At 32.3% G+C, this 18479-nt stretch carries 15 protein-coding genes and 1 pseudogene; 11 read left to right on the forward strand and 5 right to left on the reverse strand.

Annotated features, from left to right (window positions below):
- Positions 1–200 precede the first annotated feature (200 nt).
- From AAGD29_RS10090 to ftsA, 6 genes are all read left to right on the forward strand, one after another.
- Positions 201–905: a hypothetical protein gene (locus tag AAGD29_RS10090; RefSeq protein WP_341758027.1), complete on the forward strand. Its 705-nt coding sequence runs from the start codon at positions 201–203 to the stop codon at positions 903–905.
- Between the two features lie 101 nt (positions 906–1006).
- Complete coding sequence (murC, locus tag AAGD29_RS10095; protein WP_341758028.1) at positions 1007–2461, forward strand: UDP-N-acetylmuramate--L-alanine ligase; 1455 nt, start codon at positions 1007–1009, stop codon at positions 2459–2461.
- Between the two features lie 141 nt (positions 2462–2602).
- Positions 2603–3490, forward strand: coding sequence for a UDP-N-acetylmuramate dehydrogenase (murB, locus tag AAGD29_RS10100; RefSeq protein WP_410521156.1), 888 nt, complete (start codon positions 2603–2605; stop codon positions 3488–3490).
- The gene (locus AAGD29_RS10105) at positions 3483–4445 is read left to right on the forward strand and encodes a D-alanine--D-alanine ligase (RefSeq protein WP_341758029.1); all 963 of its coding nucleotides are present in this window, start codon (positions 3483–3485) and stop codon (positions 4443–4445) included. Before murB ends, AAGD29_RS10105 begins: the two co-directional genes overlap by 8 nt.
- Positions 4442–5236 carry a cell division protein FtsQ/DivIB gene (locus AAGD29_RS10110; protein WP_341758030.1) on the forward strand — a complete coding sequence of 265 codons (795 nt, stop codon included), beginning with the start codon at positions 4442–4444 and terminating at the stop codon, positions 5234–5236. Before AAGD29_RS10105 ends, AAGD29_RS10110 begins: the two co-directional genes overlap by 4 nt.
- Before the next feature lie 5 nt (positions 5237–5241).
- Positions 5242–6480 (forward strand): cell division protein FtsA, encoded by a 1239-nt coding sequence (ftsA, locus tag AAGD29_RS10115; protein WP_341758031.1) that lies wholly within the window; start codon positions 5242–5244, stop codon positions 6478–6480.
- A 694-nt stretch (positions 6481–7174) separates the two neighbouring features.
- On the opposite strand, the gene dnaE is transcribed toward ftsA, so the two are convergent.
- Positions 7175–10633, reverse strand: a complete 3459-nt coding sequence (gene dnaE, locus AAGD29_RS10120) for a DNA polymerase III subunit alpha (protein WP_341758032.1) — start codon at positions 10631–10633, stop codon at positions 7175–7177.
- Positions 10623–11930 (reverse strand): UDP-glucose dehydrogenase family protein, encoded by a 1308-nt coding sequence (locus tag AAGD29_RS10125; protein WP_410521215.1) that lies wholly within the window; start codon positions 11928–11930, stop codon positions 10623–10625. Before AAGD29_RS10125 ends, dnaE begins: the two co-directional genes overlap by 11 nt.
- Before the next feature lie 287 nt (positions 11931–12217).
- On the opposite strand from AAGD29_RS10125, the gene AAGD29_RS10130 reads away from it, so the two are divergent.
- A complete protein-coding gene (locus tag AAGD29_RS10130) occupies positions 12218–14734 on the forward strand; it encodes a DUF3971 domain-containing protein (protein WP_341758034.1) in 2517 nt (838 codons plus the stop codon).
- A gap of 309 nt (positions 14735–15043) precedes the next feature.
- Here the strand turns inward: AAGD29_RS10130 and AAGD29_RS10135 are convergent, their stop codons facing one another.
- The 3 genes from AAGD29_RS10135 to AAGD29_RS10140 are packed head-to-tail and all read right to left on the reverse strand — an operon-like array spanning position 15044 to position 15718.
- On the reverse strand, positions 15044–15325 hold the full coding sequence (locus tag AAGD29_RS10135) for a type II toxin-antitoxin system PemK/MazF family toxin (protein WP_341758035.1): 282 nt from the start codon (positions 15323–15325) through the stop codon (positions 15044–15046).
- Positions 15326–15378: 53 nt separating this feature from the next.
- Positions 15379–15516: a type II toxin-antitoxin system PemK/MazF family toxin gene (locus AAGD29_RS10430; protein ID WP_410521157.1), complete on the reverse strand. Its 138-nt coding sequence runs from the start codon at positions 15514–15516 to the stop codon at positions 15379–15381.
- A complete protein-coding gene (locus tag AAGD29_RS10140) occupies positions 15497–15718 on the reverse strand; it encodes a hypothetical protein (protein WP_341758036.1) in 222 nt (73 codons plus the stop codon). Before AAGD29_RS10140 ends, AAGD29_RS10430 begins: the two co-directional genes overlap by 20 nt.
- A gap of 190 nt (positions 15719–15908) precedes the next feature.
- Between AAGD29_RS10140 and sdhC the strand changes: the two genes are divergently transcribed.
- The 4 genes and pseudogenes from sdhC to AAGD29_RS10435 all read left to right on the forward strand — a co-directional run.
- On the forward strand, positions 15909–16298 hold the full coding sequence (sdhC, locus tag AAGD29_RS10145) for a succinate dehydrogenase, cytochrome b556 subunit (protein ID WP_341758037.1): 390 nt from the start codon (positions 15909–15911) through the stop codon (positions 16296–16298).
- A 14-nt stretch (positions 16299–16312) separates the two neighbouring features.
- A complete protein-coding gene (sdhD, locus tag AAGD29_RS10150; protein WP_341758038.1) occupies positions 16313–16696 on the forward strand; it encodes a succinate dehydrogenase, hydrophobic membrane anchor protein in 384 nt (127 codons plus the stop codon).
- Positions 16697–16977: 281 nt separating this feature from the next.
- The gene (locus AAGD29_RS10155) at positions 16978–17343 is read left to right on the forward strand and encodes a nucleotidyltransferase domain-containing protein (protein WP_341758039.1); all 366 of its coding nucleotides are present in this window, start codon (positions 16978–16980) and stop codon (positions 17341–17343) included.
- A gap of 35 nt (positions 17344–17378) precedes the next feature.
- A pseudogene (locus AAGD29_RS10435) lies at positions 17379–18467 on the forward strand (IS4 family transposase); the annotation flags it as partial.
- Positions 18468–18479: the final 12 nt, after the last annotated feature.

The raw sequence follows: 18479 nt of genomic DNA on the forward strand, positions 1-18479 counted from the left end.
GCATTTTTAGCTCCCTGCTTTCGCAGGGGTGACATCACCCCTAATGGTGATGATATTGAGCCTACTATTAATTTATTACATCAATACTTGAGGTTAATTAGAAAGATTATTACTTTATTAATTGTAAAAATTTATCTAAGGTACTTAGTGTTTAGTTTATTTTATGTTATTATAATAAAATAATATAGGGAGGTATAACTATGAATAAATATGTAATGTTTTGTGGTATGAGTTTTGCTGGAAAAAACGAATATAGACAAATGTCTGTAGATTATCTTATACAAGAAAGAAAGGTTGCACTAGAACTTATCTCGATTGTAGATGATCCAAAAAGTACTGAGTTTGGAGAGAAAATTGTTCAATTTGATAGAGAAAAAGATAAAATTAACAATACAGTAAGTGGAGCATTATATATAAGTGCAAGCTGTAATATCTATGATAACCTAATTAGTACTGCTTTAGAAAATAATCAGTACATATTTTGTAAAGGAGGGTTTCCAGAAGTAGTGGGATACCAAGGTGCTGTTTGTCTAGATCAAGGATTTAGTTGGGAGATGCTAAAAAGACATTATACAGATCAGGTACAAACTACCCATAAGACCGTACAATTTCCTGATATAATATTTATTTGTGTTAATTCTTTTAGTAGAGCACAAATAATGGCTAAATGTAGTAATAGTAAAAGTTGGGAGGCAAAAATGACTGTAGATGAGTACGATCATTATTCTAATAAAATGAGAGCGACTTATGAAATTATGGCAGCAGATCGCGAATTTACAGCAAAAACAAAAATATTGCTTATTGATCCTATGGATTGCACACTTGCTAAAACTTGGGAATCACAAATAAAACCTGAAATAGATCAGCTAATAGGTTCGGTCACAGAGGCTTGTGATTATTGTTAGTGAGTATACTCAAATCAATCGAAATTTTTTCTTAAAAGCTTGACCTTTGGTTAAAAACTGATTATGCAAGAGATAAACAACTATAACTATTATTATATAAAATGTTTTTATTAGAACTAAAAAAAATAAACGGAACTCTTGATACGATGCATTTTATAGGTATCGGAGGAATCGGTATGAGTGGTATTGCCGAAATACTCCATAACCTTGGATATAAAGTACAAGGTTCTGATATAGCAGAAAATTATAATACCAAAAGACTAGAAACTAATGGTATTAAGGTTTTCCTTGGTCATCAAGGTCAAAATGTCACTAATGTTTCATATGTAGTGGTATCATCAGCTATAAATAAAGATAACCCTGAAATTCAGGAAGCCTTACGTAGAAAGATACCAATAATTAGGCGGGCTGAAATGCTGGCTGAATTAATGAGGCTAAAATGTTCTGTAGCAATTTCTGGCTCGCATGGCAAGACTACTACAACATCACTCGTTGCTTGTTTATTTGAAGCTGCTGGGCTTTGTCCGACTTTAATTAATGGTGGTATTGTTAATAGTAAATCTACTAATGCCTATCTTGGGTCTGGGAATTATCTGATAGCCGAAGCCGATGAGTCTGATGCAACTTTTATTCGCGTGCCATCAACAATTGCAGCAATAACTAATATCGATCCTGAGCATCTAGATTTTTACCATAATTTTGATAGTTTAATTCAAGCTTTTAGGAGCTTTATAACTAATTTACCATTTTATGGCTTTGCAGTTGTTTGTATTGATCATAAAGTTGTTAGAAATTTAGTAAGTAGCATCTTTGAACGTAAAATTATAACTTATGGTATAGATTCAAATGATGCTCACATACAAGCCTTTAATTTGAATTTTGATATTACATCATCGACTTTTGATGTGCGAATTAACCTACCTAACGTAAATGGTGTAACAATTATAGAGCGAATTACCTTACCTACCCCAGGGAGACACAATATCCTTAATGCTCTTGCTGCTATAGCGATAGCTGTAGAACTTGATTTTGGTATTAAAATCATTAAAAATGGATTTAATAGTTTCAAAGGGATCAAACGCAGATTCACTAAGGTAGCCGAATATAACAGTGCTACAATAATTGATGATTATGCTCACCATCCGGAGGAAGTAAAAGCTACACTTGCTACAGCAAGAAATATTGCTAACAAGCAAAATAGTAAGATTATAGCAATCTTCCAACCACATAGGTACACAAGAGTTAAATATTTGTTTGATGATTTTTTGACTTGTTTTGTTGATGCTGACCAGGTGTATATCACGGATATATATGCTGGTGGTGAACAGCCAATAGATGGTATAACAGGAAAAAGTATAGTGGATGAAATCAACAATACTAAATCTCATCCAATGGCAGCCTTTATCGAGGATCATAAAGATATAGCTAAAATTATTATTAGTGAAGCTATGCCAAATGATATAATAGTAATGATGGGTGCTGGGAGCATTTCTGCTTGGGCCAATAATTTGCATCAGCAATTTACGCGAGAGCGTCATTGCGAGGAGCTACTTTAGTAGCGACGAAGCAATCTAGGAACATCGATTTATTTATAATTGTCTTCCTGGATTGCTTCGCTTACGCTCGCAATGACGTTGAGATATAGGGTGTGCAGTAAGTTTCAACAGTTATGGTATTAAGGGAGATATTTTATAATTATGGAATTACCTAAGACTGTTGGTGAATATAGAAATAATTACAATTTAAGTCATCTAACTTGGTTTAAAGTTGGTGGACCAGCTGAGATTTTTTTTAAACCATTAGATGTACAAGACTTAGCAAATTTTGTATCACAAAACCAACAACATAGACCAATAACTGTTTTAGGGGCTGGATCAAATATTATCATTAGAGATGGTGGTATAGATGGAGTTGTAGTAAAACTTGGTCAAAATTTTACTAATATAGAATTAATGCCGGATAATCAGATATCAGTAGGGAGTAGTTGTCTTAACTATAACCTTGCTAAATTCTGTCAGATGCATGCAATGACTGGTTTTGAGTTTTTGGTTGGTATACCGGGTACTATAGGTGGTGGAGTGGTTATGAACGCTGGGGCGTATGGTTCAGAGTTTAAAGATATCATCATAGCAATTGAAGCAATAGACTCTAGAGGAAATTTTATCCTAATCCCTAACGAGGAAATAGGTTTTAAGTATCGTGGTAATAATTTACCAAAAGATTTGATTATAACTAGGGCTATCTTTAAGGCAACTATTGGGGAGCGAGAGATGATCCTAGCAAAAATGGATGAAATAAATAAAAATAGGCTAGCAACCCAGCCTATTAAAGAACGGACGAGCGGCAGTACATTTGCTAATCCAAAAAATCATAAAGCATGGCAACTAATTGACAAGGCTGGTATGAGGGGATACAGAATTGGCGGGGCTTCTATGTCGCAACTACATTGTAATTTTATGATAAACCATGGTAATAGCTCTGCTCGTGATTTAGAAGATTTAGGTGATCTCGTTAAAAAGAATGTATTTGAAGATAGTGGCATTAGTCTAGAATGGGAGATTAAACGAATAGGAAAATATGCATAAATATCAGACTAGCTTTATTGCTAATTCTAAGGTTACCATATTGAGTAATAAAGGGAAAAAGCACGTGGCGGTAATAGGTGGCGGTATGTCGGCTGAACGAGAAGTTTCTTTAGTATCATCTTCGGGAGTTAACAAAGCTTTGGTAGATAGCGGCTATAAAGTTACTTTTATCGATATGGGAGTAGACATTGCATCAGTACTTTTGCAGGTAAAACCTGATGTAGTTTTTAATTGTTTACATGGCACTTATGGTGAAGATGGTTGTTTGCCTGGATTACTCAATATCCTAAGGATTCCTTATACTCACAGTGGTGTTCTTGCTTCTTCTTTAGCATTTAGTAAAACACATGCAAAAGCATGGTTTGTTGCTAATGATATTAAGATAGCCAAGAGTATTGTAGTTAATAAATCTGATAATATTAACAACGACCCTATGCCAAGACCGTATGTTATAAAACCTATTGCTCAAGGATCAAGTATTGGTGTTGAGGTGATATTTGTTGAGGATGATTTTAACTTTGCTGATTATGCTTTTCCTTATGGTGAGGTAATGATTGAGGAATATATTAAGGGGAGAGAAATGCAGGTCGCCGTTTTAAACGGTAAAGCCTTAGGGGTATTGGAAATAAAACTCCTAAAACGGCGTTTTTATGATTATGATACTAAGTACACAGAAGGGTTAGCACAGCATTTATGCCCAGCTCCATTACCACAGAATATGTCTAATAAGTTACTAGAAGAGTCTGAAAGAATATATAAAATCATGCATTGCCGGGGTGCAATTAGAGCAGAGTTTATTTTGGATGAAAGCACAAATGAATTTTTTGCTCTAGAAATTAACACTCATCCTGGTATGACCCCTTTATCGATTATACCAGAAATAGCTGCTTCACAGGGAATAGATTTCTGCTCGCTAATTGAAAAAATTTTAGAAACAGCAAGCGTTGACCCATGAAAAAGAATAAGATGTTTAATAAGAAAAAAAAAGCTAATATACCACTGCGACGAAAGATTGGAGTGGTGTATGTTAGGGTGGTATTTTTTATTAAAATTGTCCTAGTAGTTTTTCTTTCTTTATTTTTCTTCACCAACTATTTTAGTTCTGTAAAACAAGAAATTGCCCAATATATTTACGAATTCACTTCTGATATTGGTTTTAGGCTTGAAAATGTTTTAATAGAAGGGCAATATAATACTCAGGAAGAAGATATATTGGCTACTTTAAATGCCGATAAGGGTACACCTATTCTTTCTCTAGATTTGGATTCAATAAAAAGTAATTTGAGACGCAATCCTTGGATTAAAAATGTCTCAATTATTGAGAGAAGATTACCTAATACTCTTTACATAAGACTAATTGAGAGAATACCCATTGCTATTTGGCAGATTAACGGGCAAGTTTTTCTTATTGATCAAGAAGGATATAAAATTACCAATAATATAGGTAGTTTCTCTAATCTTTTGCATGTTGTGGGATCGGATGCTAATATTTATACTAGCAAATTAATTCAGGATTTAGCTAAACATCCTGAATTAGCTAAAAAAATTATCTCTTCTGTACGTTATGGAGGAAGACGTTGGGATTTAAATCTAGAGCAAGGTATTACTGTTAAAATGCCAGACTTAGGTTTTGAACATGCTTTAGATTATCTTGCAGGATTGGATATGAAAAATATATTATTTAATCAGAACTATAAAATTGTAGATTTACGAGATTCGAGTAAAGTGTATATGGAAAGATATTAAAAATTATGAAAGCCAAATTGTCTAACTTTGTTACTCTTGACCTTGGTAGTAGTAAAATAGCTTGCATTGCGGCATATATTGACAAAAGAGAGGAAGCAAAAATAATAAGCCAAAATCTGTATTACTCAAAAGGCATTAAATCAGGAGTCATATTAGATTTAAAAGAGGCTGAAAATAGCATAGTCGGGGCGATTTATGCATTAGAAAAAGATTGCGGTAAAAACATAAAAAAAATAACTATATCACTAACAGGCTATGGCACTAAGTCTTATTACATAAATAATAAAATAAAACTTTCTAATCAGCCAATTTCACAGCAAGATATCAAAAAACTTATCAAAAAAGCCCTATTGGAGTTCAAGCTTAAAGAGCAAGAAATTATTCATTATTTTCCTATAGAATTTATTCTTGACGATAATAATGCTATTGAAGATCCAGTTGGGATGTTTGGCAAAGAATTAGGGTGTGAATTACATATTATTACAGCAAATTCTAATATGCTGATGAATATTACCAATTGTTTTGCAAAATGTCATGTTGAAATAAATAATATTATATTAGCAATTTACGCTTCGGGAATTGCTTGTCTTTCAGAGGATGAAAAAGCTCTTGGCTCTATTATAATTGATATGGGTGCTAGAACTACCTCATTTGGTGTATTCGTCTCAGGTAAATTACTATATACAAGCTACATAGATATAGGTAGCTTTCATATTACATCTGACATAGCAAAAGTCTTCTCGGTAAGCCTTAACGTTGCAGAAAAACTTAAAATTCTTTATGGTAATGCTAAGCCATCTTCTTTTGATAAAGATAGTGTTATTAGTTTAGAAGATTCTGAAATGGAGATTCCTGATAGCGGCAGACCAACAATTACTTCAAAATATCTTGCATCTGTCATTAATCCAAGAGTAGAAGAAATATTATTGATGGTTCAAGCAGAATATGACAAAGTTGTTGCAGGCAATATGATCGCTTATCGCATTGTTATTACCGGTGGCGGGGCAATGCTCCGAGGAGTAAAAGAACTGGCAAGCAAAATTTTTGAAAAACAAGTACGAATTGGTAAACCAGAGGTCTTACCAGGTTTTGCTGAAGATTATAATCCCCATATATACTCCACTTCTATAGGTATGGTAAAAAATCAATCTTTAAAAATACAAAAAAATAATTTTGATATTAATGATAATAACGATACTAGTTGGTTTAAAAAGTTTCTAATTTGGTTGAAAGAGAATATTTGAAAAGAAAATGCCTAATAAATCTAACCTCAAATATCGATGTAATAACCTGAATTAGATGTAACTTGTTACATCTAATTCAGGTTGATATTAGTACTACAGTTGTAGTATCACTAGATTATCAGTAGTAAAAACGATGTCACCCTTACCGCTATTATGTCATCCCAGCGAAAGCTGGGATCTAAAACTATATAACATACCTTCTATGCTATTTCTTTAGATCCCTGCCTTCGCAGGGATGACACCCCACAACTGTCGAAAGTTCGAAGGTATAGCGTTTTAGAGGATTTTCATAAGTAAAAAAGTAGATATAATCAAGTACTAGTTAAAAGATACACCGACTAATATAATTTACCTTGCTCATTGATAAGGAATTTATTAAAGATATTATACTTTTTTATTCACGAAATCTCTCTAAAACCCCATAGTACCCTACATTTTTCTATAATCGTCATCGCGAGGCATCTTTAGATGCCGTGGCGATCTAGGTAAACAGCGAAGCTGTTTTTTCTAGTACGCTTCGCGTATCCTAGATTGCCGCGTCGCCGCTTTCAGCGACTCCTCGCTAATAGACGATCAGCAGCCATTTTAATAGTGGTTATATAAAAAATGTAGGGTACTATGCTAAAACCCTCTCTACCTTCGAACTTTCGACAGTTGTGGATGACACCCTAGGCTATTAAACCGATGTCTTACATCAAAATGAGGTTAGCATAAACCGATTTAGAAATTCAAAATCTTCAGTTTCTAGACATAAAATTTCTGGTAAATAGACTCTAGCAGTAAAGTTATTATCTATACTCACTTTAAGCAGTAAAATTATTCTTGTATTACTACGTTCAGGGCTAATACGGTTTTTAAGCAAATCAACGATTTGACATAGTTCATAATGATTTTGAGGATAGAGTTTTATTTCTAGTCGTTCTTCATTCATTATATCGTCAATAGTTGTGAAGCTTTTAGCGATTAACCTTGTTCCCCCAGCATCCTTAAACAAATCACAGTTTGTCACAACCAGACATTGAATGTCAAGTAAGTGAACAAAGTTTTTAAGTATTTCTTCACTAAAAATAGTTAATTCGAAAATACCAAATTGATCGGATAGTTGTAAGGTTACAAACCTTCCACGAGATGACATACGTGAATCTTTTTTTTGTATTACCCCAGCTATCCTTATCTGCCTACTAGAAGTAGAACCACTATCATTTTGTAAGTCAAGTGATGTTGCAATATTAAGCCTAGCTAGCAAATCTTGATATCTTGATAATGGATGTAGCGTAATGAATAGTCCTAATACTTCAAATTCATAAGAAGAGACAGTATTATTATCAAGTGGTTCTGCTTCTACTAAGACATGCTGATTTGTAGAATTTACCTTAATCAGGCTAAATTGATCAGAAACTTTTTCTGCATGGTAGGAAGAGGCATAAGCTAAAAGTTTAGCGATACTTAACAGTAACTGATTACGATTAGAATGTAACGTATCAAAACACCCGGCTTTAATAAGATTCTCTAATAATTTTCGATTAATAGATTTAAGCGGTAGTCTCTCAATAAAATCTATAATATTTTTAAACTTACCATTTTTAACTCTTTCTTCTGCTAATATTTTGCCAAAAGTAGCTGTAACACTTTTGATAGCAGCTAGGGCATAGATGATAAATGTCTTTCCTTCTTCATGATTAGTACTAAAGTAACCGTTAGAAAGATTGATATTAGGAGGGATAATAGTAATGTTATTATTTCTAGCTTCTTGTATGAATAGATTGATTTTATCATGATTATTTAATTCAAGATTTAAGCAAGCTACCAAAAATTCGGCTGGAAAATTTGCTTTCAGATAAGCGGTTTGATAAGATATTACACCATAAGCTGATGCGTGTGCTTTATTAAAACCATAGCTAGCAAATTTAGCCACTGTTGTAAAAATAGACTCTGCTTGCTGGCGTGAAATATTGTTAGCTATCGCACCTTTAATAAAAGTTTCTTCTTGCTCTGCCATTTCAGATTTTATTTTTTTGCCCATGGCTTTACGAAGTAAATCTGCTCCACCTAAGCTATAGCCGGCAATTACTTTGGCAATTTCTAAGACCTGTTCCTGATATATAACAACTCCATAAGTCTCTTCTAAAATTGGTTTAAGCATCTCATGCAAGTAATCTGGTAGCTGCAAACCGTGCTTACAAGCAATATAAGTTGGGATATTATCCATAGGACCAGGGCGATATAATGCTCCTAACGCTATTATATCTTGGATGGAGTCAGGTTTAAGACGTCTTAAAGTATCCTGCATTCCACTACTTTCAAACTGGAAAACACCGGTAGCTCTACCACTACACAGCAGTTCATAAGTTTTTTGATCATCAAATAGCATATTACTAAAATCAATATTTATGTCTTGCTGTTTTAATAATTCTAGACATTTAGTAATAACAGTCAGAGTTTGCAGACCTAAAAAATCAAATTTAATTAAACCAGCAATCTCAGCATATTTCATGGAATATTGTACTACCAACATATCCGAATTTAGGTCTTTATAAACTGGTAATATTTCTACTAAATCTTTGCCAGCTATAACGATTCCCGCTGCATGTGTAGAAGCATGCCTGTTAAGTCCCTCAAGTACTAGGGATGTATCCAATACTTGTTTTATTAGCTCCTCTTGACCATCTAAATTATATAGACCGCTGCCATGGGCGGCGTTGTTCAACTCCTTTACTTCCTTTATAGCCTGATTTAATGTAACGGGAGTAACAGCATTAAATGGCACAAGCTCAGTTAGATATTCGGCATATTTATAAGGCAAGCCAAGAACTCGTGATACATCTTTGATAACAGCTTTTGCCTGCATCTTACCAAAAGTGATGATTTGACCAACTTTATTATCCCCGTATTTAGAACGTACATAATTAATAACTTCTTCTCGTCGTTCTTGACAAAAATCAATATCAAAATCTGGCATTGATATACGTTCAGGGTTCAAAAAACGCTCAAATAGTAGACCAAATTTTATAGGATCAAGATCAGTGATAAGAAGACTCCAGGCAACTATTGATCCCGCCCCAGAGCCCCTACCAGGTCCTACCATGATACCTTGTTGCTTACTCCATTTTATGAAGTCAGAAACTATAAGAAAATAGCCAGCAAAATCCATCCGACAAATAATATCTAGTTCGTAATTAAGACGAGTTAGATATTGTTGTTTAATATCTTGCTGTTTATCTATGGCAATATTTTCCCATTTAAATTTTGTATCAAGTCTTGATAGTAATCCTGCTGTAGAGTTTTGCTTAATTAGATCTGTTTCATTAATATCTAGACTAGAGAAATTTGGTAACATTGGTAGATTAGCATGTGCCATAAAATGGCATCTTTGAGCTAAATGCACGGTATTTTGTACAGCATCAGGTAAATCACTAAAAAGTTCTAGCATTTCTTTTGGTGACTTAAAATAACATCCAGTACTAACCTTTTTACGATTCTCCTCTTCTTTACTAACACCAGCAGATATACATAATAATACATCATGTGCATCATGCATGTTAACATCGCTAAACAATACTTTATTGGTGGCAATTAGTGGAATACCAAGGTTATCGGCTATTTTTATATAATTTTCTTCTATAGATTGTTCTATTGCTAAATTATGCCGCATAATCTCAAAATAGAAACGATCACCAAAAATGCTTTGTAGCTTAGTGGCCCAAAAAATGGCTAATTCTTCGTTCCCATCAATTAGGCTTTTGCCAATTATTCCATCAGTATAACCGGATAAGATAATAAGCCCTTCATTATACTTAACCAAATCATCAAAAGTAATATGATTACAAATTTTACGATCATTTTTGGTAAAACTATCACTCACAGCCTTCAGTAGATTTTTATAACCAATTTCATCCTTAGCAATAAGCACAATTTCACAAAAGTTATCTTTAGTAAAAGCAACGTTTACAATTGCCCCATTTATAGGTTGTACCCCTGCCTTGCAGCTACTTAAAGCAAACTCTAGTGAGCCAAATAAGTTACCCTTATCTGCTAAACAAATTGCTGGCATTTTGTGTAATTGTGCCAGCTCTACTATACGATCAATTGTTAAGGCACTCTCAAGAAATGAATATGAGCTTTGTACTCTTAAGTGAATAAAATCAAACTTCATATTGCGTACCAATAAGATAATATTTAAACCCAAGAGATTTGAGCATATCTCCGTCAAGAATATGCCTGAAATCAATAATTATAGGAGATTTAACTTGACGGCGAATAAGCGACCAATCTAAATCTTTAAACTCCGACCATTCGGTTGCCACTACAATTATATCACTATTTTGGCAAGCACTAAGTGCTGAATCGGCAAAAAATATATTTTTTAGCTCTTTTTTAGCATTATCCATACCTATTGGATCGAAGGCTTTAATATTACCTCCTTTATCAACTAGAATTTTGATGATTTTAATAATAGGGCTGCTTCTAATATCATCTGTACCAGCCTTATAAGTAAGACCCAATACAGTAATATTTTTATTAGTCAAATTATCATTTATGATATAATGAATCCTATCCGCCATATCATAGCTCCTCTGATCATTACTACTTATAACAGCATTAACTATTTGTAAGTTACATTGATAATGCCCTGCTATTTGTGAAAGTGCTAAGAGATCCTTAGGAAAACATGAACCACCAAATCCAGGTCCAGCATTTAAAGATTCTTTACCTATTCTCTTGTCGAGTCCCAGAGCAATCGAGAGTTCTTTGATATTTGCCCCAGTTCTCTCACATAAATTTGCCATTTCATTAATAAAAGCAATCTTTGTTGCTAAGAAAGCGTTTGAGGCATATTTGGTAAGTTCTGCAGTAACCAAATCAGTACATATAAGAGATATATTCTTCTTTGTAGTTAAAGGCAGGTAGATCTTTTTTAATAAATCTTCTGCGTGTTTATTATTTGTGCCAATTAATATTCTATCAGGGTTTAAAAAGTCATCTACAGCAGTACCTTCTCTAAGAAATTCAGGATTTGAGGCAACAGGAAATTTAAGATTTCTTTTTTTTAAATAATCAATAATTTGGTTACATGTTGTTGGAGGTACAGTTGATTTAATAACAATCAAACAATCATCGTTGATCCATTCACATAAATTATCGATAGCAGTAAAAATATATTGTAAATCTGCCTCCCCTGAAGGTAGTGGTGGTGTTCCTACTGTAATAAATACTGCTTGGGAGTTTCTTAATTCAGCCGAGTAGCTGGCTGTAAACTGCAACTTACTAGACTTCACTAATGGTGGTAGGTACTTGGCTAATTTTGGTTCATAAATTGGTAAAATATTTTTTTTAAGCTGATCGATTTTAGAAATATCGGTATCTAAGCAAGTAACATCGTGTCCTAGGTAACTCATCATTACGCCAGATACTAATCCAACGTAACCAGTGCCTATAAAATGAAGTCTAATATTCATAAATAATTTTCAAATTTTTTTCAGTATATACTTAGTGCAACAAGTTTGTTGTGCTATATTGCTGCAAAGTATATATTAAACCAAGTGTGCAAGTTTTGTTAACTTAAGTAGCCCCGGTGTTATCCCCGCGAAGGCGGGGATCTAAAATATCTAACAACATTATCATGCTATTTTTTGGATTCCCGCCTACGCGGGAATGACATCAACCCTTAAGAACTATTATACTTACTTAAACTTGTACACTTGGTATATTAACTGATCAAGTACTAAATAACAAGATGATGCTCATTAAAAGATTTTTTATTAGCCTAAGTGTAATAGTTTGCCCAGTTGTAGTAATTTTAAGTTTATTAATATTAAGTAGTAGTAAAGGATATTTAGATAAGCCAATTAAGAAGGTAATAGAATTTTACCTTGATAAAAAAGCTATGAAAATACGGATAGGTAACTTACAAGTAAGAAATAATATTCTATCAATCGATAAAATCTTTATGGATTTAGCAAATAACGCCCAAGGTGAAATTACTAATTTCAAAATCAGTTTCATTATTGATGATATAACAACCAAGCCTTTAATTCTTAGTACTATTGATATAGATAGTTTTTCCTTAATCTCTAAAGATAATCAACTAGTAATAAATGCTAAAATATCTGGTAGATCCATTGTGGATTTTTTTAAAAATAAGATTGCAACACAGTTAAACTTAGGTTCTATAAAAAATATTTCTTTGCTTGATAGTTATGGTGAAAAATTACCTGATGGTGAAGGATTTTGTTCCTATGACAGTAAAATTTCTAGAGCTTCTAAGAAATCAATCAATTGCAAACTAGAGTTTGGTGATAAAGCCTATCTATTATTCAATAGTGTATTGGATGGTAGCATAATTCAAGCAAGTGGTAATGCTCAGAATATTCCTATAATGATTTATCAAATTGCTGAGAAAATTATTCCTGATAACCAAGTAATTTTATTTCTACAGGAATATATGAAAGGTGGTTATATTAGAAATGGAGAGTTTGATTTTAATTTTGATAAAAATTCTTTAGAGAAAAATATCTCCCTAGAAACCGCATTGAAAGCCAAGCTGCATGTTGTAGATCTTGAATATCAATATGATAAAGACTATCCCCCTTTACGAAAAATTGATACTGATGTTACTATATCTGGGCTATCTGTTAAGTTCATATTAAATCAAGCATATAGTAGTGATAGTCTTATTTCGGGTGGGGTAATAACTTTTGATTGGCAAGGGATGGATAAATCAAATTTTATTGTTAATGCTAATGCTAAGGGGAATGTTAACGATTTAATTGATTTCATGTCAAATGAAGATTATAACAAGGTAAAAAAACAAGGGATCGATCTTAAAAAGATTACTGGAATCGCTAATTCAAAAATTGCCATAATAATACCGATTAGCCCAGTTATCAAAAATACTTATGACATTTCTACAATAATAACGGGAGTAAATGGCAAAGCATTTAGTGACAATGTCATATTAAAAAATGCCAAAATAACTGGAACATTTAATGGTGATAAGATAAACTTGATCGGTACAGGTAAAATTAATGGCTATGACAGTAATTTACTTATCGATGTTAATGTCACTGATAATAACCAAGATGATTATCAGAATCTATTAAAAGTAAAAACTACCATTGTGGGTAATAACCAAAAGGTTGGTATATTAAAGTTAATCTCAGGTAGTAGTGTCCTAGATTTTGAATATAAAGAGCAAAAAGATGGGAAAAGCTTCATTAAAGCCAATACTAACCTCAAAAACTTAGAATTTTATATTGATAAAATATCTATACGTAAAAAACTTGGTAGTGCAGCTAAGTTTACTTTAACTGGCAAGCTATATGATGATCTAAAGGGTGATATTAATTTTGATCTTTCGGGAGAAAATAACTTAAAAATAGTTGGTAAGGTTAAAGTAGCAGAAGATAAGTATGATGTTACTTTACCTGTGATGAAGTATGATACGACTGATCTAGTAGGGAAATTGCTTTTAGGTAAAGATAGCTTGAATGCTCAAATTCAGGGGAAACAACTAGATTTGTCTGAATCTAATATGATGCAATTTTTAGAGAAAGAAGGAGATCCAAAAAATATTCATTTAACAGTTGATGTAGATAGGGTAAAGTTAAAAAATAATATAATGCTTGATAAGCTTAATTTACAAATTGATTGTAATAAAATAAAATGTTTTTCTGGTTCTTTAAATTCAAAAATTGGCACTAGATCTTTTAAAATGCTACTTACAGATAAAAAAGATCTAGAACAATGGATAGTTACCTGTGATAATGCTGGAGCTTTATTTAGAGGTATTGGTATGTATAATAAAATGAAATCTGGTATTATAAATCTGACACTTGATACAAAAAGATATGATGCCAAAAAGGGAGAAGTGATACCAATCGTAGATGGAACATTTGATATAAAGTACTTTGTTACTACCGATGTGCCTTTTCTTACTAGAATGGTATCATTTGTTTCTTTCCCAGGTTTTATGAGTTTTATATTAAATAATAAGGATATCATGTTTAGGAACATGACAGGTAGATTTAGTTATATAGGTAATACCATAAATATTGCTGATACATCAGCTACTGGACCATTTTTTGATTTTACAATGCAAGGCACAATTGATACTAATAAACATCAAATGAAGCTTAAAGGTAATGTAATACCTTCTTTCTTTTTTGCAAGTAACGTTATCACTAAAATACCAGTAATTGGTAAAATATTTTCAAAGGTTGTGCCTTACTCTATGGAGATGAAGTATAAGGATTAATATGAAAAAGAGAAATAAATGATATAGTCAATATTGACTATATTAAGCAGGGTAATTTAAAAGTCGGGCTGCAAGCCTAATAGATAAAGGAAAAAGTGCTTAATATGCACTCGATGTCATTCTTAGCAACGGCGGGAATCTAAAAAAATAAGCCTGAAAGACTATTAAGTAATATAGATCCCGCACCAAAGCAGGGATGACATCGGTGGTGGTTAAATTTACATCTATAGCAACTAATGATTATGACTTTTAAATTACCCTGATATTAAGTGTGAAAGATAATTGTTATTTTATTTAGCCCAAGGTTACTTAAGTCAAACTTAAAGTAACTTTAATAGCTTTTTCAATATTAATAATCTCAGTTTTATTCAACTGTTCTATAAACTCTCCCAATCTAGATTTATCTATGGTTCTAATTTGATCAGTTAACGCTTTTGCAATTTTGTTATTAACTGTAACTCTTACTTCAAAAGGAAAAATATTATTAATATTTGAGGTAATGGGGATAATTATTACTCTACTAGATATTTTATTCTGAATATTATTAGATATACTCCTCTGCTTTGAAGAATTGTTTTTTGAAAATATCATGGATTCGCATGCTCACGTACTATATGTACGCTCCGCTTGCTCACCATTCATTTTCAAATCCAATTCTTCAAATCATTTGAGTATATAACTATTGCAGGTCTTGTTTTTTGAATTTCAGTTCCAATTGATGGATCAAGATTTACCCAATAAATATTGCCTCGTATTATTTCTTTATTTTTTATTAATGTCATCTATTGCATCCCACTCTTTTAGCAAATTTTGACGTTCATTATCTTGCTCTGCATCTTTATATGCCAAAGTAAGTTCCAGTTCCTTTTTTTCTAATTCTTTAGCAATAGCATTACTTACAAAGTTACTAATTTTTTTAGAAGGAATCATATATTTTAATTTATCATATAAGGTCTCGTTTAAACTAATACTCATCGTTTTCATAAAATTAACTTCATTATTGTATAATAGTTATTATACAATAACCAAATAGGTCTAATACAAATTATTGCAAGAAAACTTGAGTATTTTCTAACTAGCGTTTATACTGTTGCTATTTAGAGTTATAGGGGCTTCATCCTGAATTTATTTCAGGATCTAGATTACATCTATAGATAATTTATGACAGAAACTTATGACAAAAACAAAGCAGGAAATTTATAATAGTAGGCCTACTTCTCCTCATTTGACGATATATAAAAAACAGATAAGCTCCGTTTTGTCTATTTTGCATCGTATGACGGGGATAGGCTTATTTTTTGGACTATCAATATTGTCGTGGTGCTTTATTTTATTAGCTTTTAGCAAATTTGATCCTGAATATTTACAGTGCTTTAAATGTAATTTACTTAGAATTCCTCTAATATTCATAAGTTTTGCATGGTTTTATCATTTATGTAATGGGGTGCGTCACTTAATTTGGGATAGTGGGCATTGCTTTTCAATAAGGGCTATTAACTTCACAGGTTGGTTTGTGGTAGTAGCTTCGATATTGATGACGTTAGTTTTTTGGTTGTTTATTTAACTTATGGCCTCTATATGAATAATAATCTAAGGACAGATTTGGCAAAAGCTAAAGGGGTTGGTTCGGCAAAAAGTGGTTCGAGTCACTGGTTGCATCAAAGAATAACAGCTATTATTTTGGCAATTTGTTCTATTTGGCTAATATTTTTTATTAAATATACTACTGGAGAGGGTTTTACTCATTTTGTTAGTACTTTACAAAAACCTTACAATATTGTCCCTTTAGGAATATTGGTTATTACCGCTTTCTATCATTCAATGCTTGGTATGCGTGTGGTAATTGAAGATTATATTAGTTGTATTAAGCTCCGCACAGGGTTAATTATATTACTTAAAATATTTTGCATTATAACGATTGCATTCTTAGTGGTAGCATTATTTTATGTTATAGTAATCTGATGGATTAACCCCAAGGATAAGAATTAGTTAATTCTTATCCCGAATTGGCTTTAATATAAGGAAAAATGCATTCTTAAAGCGGCTAACGCGAGTGCATTTTAAACCTTTCTAAAGCTAAAAACATGATTTTAAAAGATTAAAATCATGTTTTTAGCAAAATGGATTGCCACGCTCACATACGTTCGCTCGCAATGACATATACATTTATAAAACGTCATTGCGAGGAGACCATAAGGTCGACGAAGCAATCTATAATTTCACTGATTAATAAAAATAATCTTATGAAAACCACATTACCTGAACGTTCATTAGTTATTAAAGAAAGATTAGACATTATTGTCCAAGAAATTCTAGCTTCTGGAAGATCAAAAATAGCAATGATAATTTTATTTGGCTCCTATGCTAGAGGTGATTGGGTACAAGATCTATCCTCAAGGGAGTATTATCAGAGTGATATAGATCTGTTATTGGTCTTAAAGAAAAGAAAATATGCTGGATATCAAGCTATTAACTTAAAACATAATATAGAAAAAAGATTAGAAAGAAAATTCCCAATAGATATTAATACAGACCGATTAGTGGCCATGACACCTTACTATTACCCACAAAATAACAATGGTGAAAAAGAAGTAAAAATAATATACTGATTTGCAATTAAAATATTACATTGTAGAGGTATAGTATGAGTCAAGAAATAATAAATAATTATTTGACCGAGGAATTTAGTGGAGCTATTTTGGGTGATAAAAGGCTGACAAATAGGTTAATAAAGATAGCTGATAATTTTGCAAATATACCTGAAAGCTCAATTAATCAAGCATGTGGAAATTGGGCAGAAACAAAAGCAGCATATCGTTTTTTTAAAAACGATAATGTTAAGGAATCAAAAATATTAGAAGCCCATATTGCTAAAGCAGTAGAAAGAATCAAAGAGCATGATAAAGTTCTTGTTATACAAGATACTAGTTATATCACATATACTAGTCATAAAAAAACTACTGGATTGGGTGTGTTATCAAGAAAAGAGGGAAAGAATGTTAAAAATATTGAATGTAAAGGTCTGATAATGCATACTGCCTTTGCGGTTGCTACCAATGGATTAGCACTTGGGTTGTTGGATCAAAAGATTCACAATAGACCAGCAGTGCCTGAAGAAATACAACAGTTAAAAAAAACTAGTCATGGTAATGCGGTACATATTAAAGATAAAGAAAGTATGAAGTGGCTTAATGCATTACAGAACACTATTAATGCAACGAATAATAGTAATACCCAAATTATAACTGTTTGTGATAGAGAAGCTGATATATATGATTTTTTTGAATTGGCACAAGCTCAGAAATCTAAAGTTTTAGTTAGAGCTGCACAGGATAGAGAAATAAATAAAAAGTCAAAATATTCCAAAAAAGATAGACAATATTTGTGGAAGGTAGTATCGGGTTTCCAGTGTGCTGGAGAAATAGCAGTTAAAGATACTAGTCAAGAAAATAAAGCTAATAGGATTAGACATTTGGAAGTTAGATTTGGAAAATTTATAATGAATCCTCCTGTAAACAATGTAAGACATAAAACAGAAACATTGCCAAATTTACCAGTATATGCCATCAATGTTATTGAGCGTCGTCCCCCTAGTGGAACAACACCATTAGAATGGATGTTACTAACCAATATAGTTATCAATAATTTTGAAGAAGCTATAGAGAAAGTAAGATGGTATTGTTTAAGATGGAGAATTGAAATTTTTCATAAAATTTTAAAATCTGGATTTAGGGTTGAACAATGT

It is taken from the genome of Candidatus Tisiphia endosymbiont of Ditula angustiorana (assembly GCF_964026425.1).
Taxonomy (GTDB): Bacteria; Pseudomonadota; Alphaproteobacteria; order Rickettsiales; family Rickettsiaceae; genus Tisiphia.

Bases quoted from the DNA above. Each gene is read 5' to 3' on its own strand.
- ftsA (WP_341758031.1), top strand. From the start codon at position 5,242: ATGAAAGCCAAATTGTCTAACTTTGTTACTCTTGACCTTGGTAGTAGT.
- murC (WP_341758028.1), top strand. From the start codon at position 1,007: ATGTTTTTATTAGAACTAAAAAAAATAAACGGAACTCTTGATACGATG.
- AAGD29_RS10430 (WP_410521157.1), bottom strand. From the start codon at position 15,516: ATGACATTAATAAAAAATAAAGAAATAATACGAGGCAATATTTATTGG.
- AAGD29_RS10140 (WP_341758036.1), bottom strand. From the start codon at position 15,718: ATGAAAACGATGAGTATTAGTTTAAACGAGACCTTATATGATAAATTA.
- AAGD29_RS10155 (WP_341758039.1), top strand. From the start codon at position 16,978: ATGAAAACCACATTACCTGAACGTTCATTAGTTATTAAAGAAAGATTA.
- sdhC (WP_341758037.1), top strand. From the start codon at position 15,909: ATGACAAAAACAAAGCAGGAAATTTATAATAGTAGGCCTACTTCTCCT.
- dnaE (WP_341758032.1), bottom strand. From the start codon at position 10,633: ATGAAGTTTGATTTTATTCACTTAAGAGTACAAAGCTCATATTCATTT.
- AAGD29_RS10110 (WP_341758030.1), top strand. From the start codon at position 4,442: ATGAAAAAGAATAAGATGTTTAATAAGAAAAAAAAAGCTAATATACCA.
- AAGD29_RS10105 (WP_341758029.1), top strand. From the start codon at position 3,483: ATGCATAAATATCAGACTAGCTTTATTGCTAATTCTAAGGTTACCATA.
- AAGD29_RS10135 (WP_341758035.1), bottom strand. From the start codon at position 15,325: ATGATATTTTCAAAAAACAATTCTTCAAAGCAGAGGAGTATATCTAAT.
- AAGD29_RS10130 (WP_341758034.1), top strand. From the start codon at position 12,218: ATGCTCATTAAAAGATTTTTTATTAGCCTAAGTGTAATAGTTTGCCCA.
- sdhD (WP_341758038.1), top strand. From the start codon at position 16,313: ATGAATAATAATCTAAGGACAGATTTGGCAAAAGCTAAAGGGGTTGGT.
- AAGD29_RS10090 (WP_341758027.1), top strand. From the start codon at position 201: ATGAATAAATATGTAATGTTTTGTGGTATGAGTTTTGCTGGAAAAAAC.
- murB (WP_410521156.1), top strand. From the start codon at position 2,603: ATGGAATTACCTAAGACTGTTGGTGAATATAGAAATAATTACAATTTA.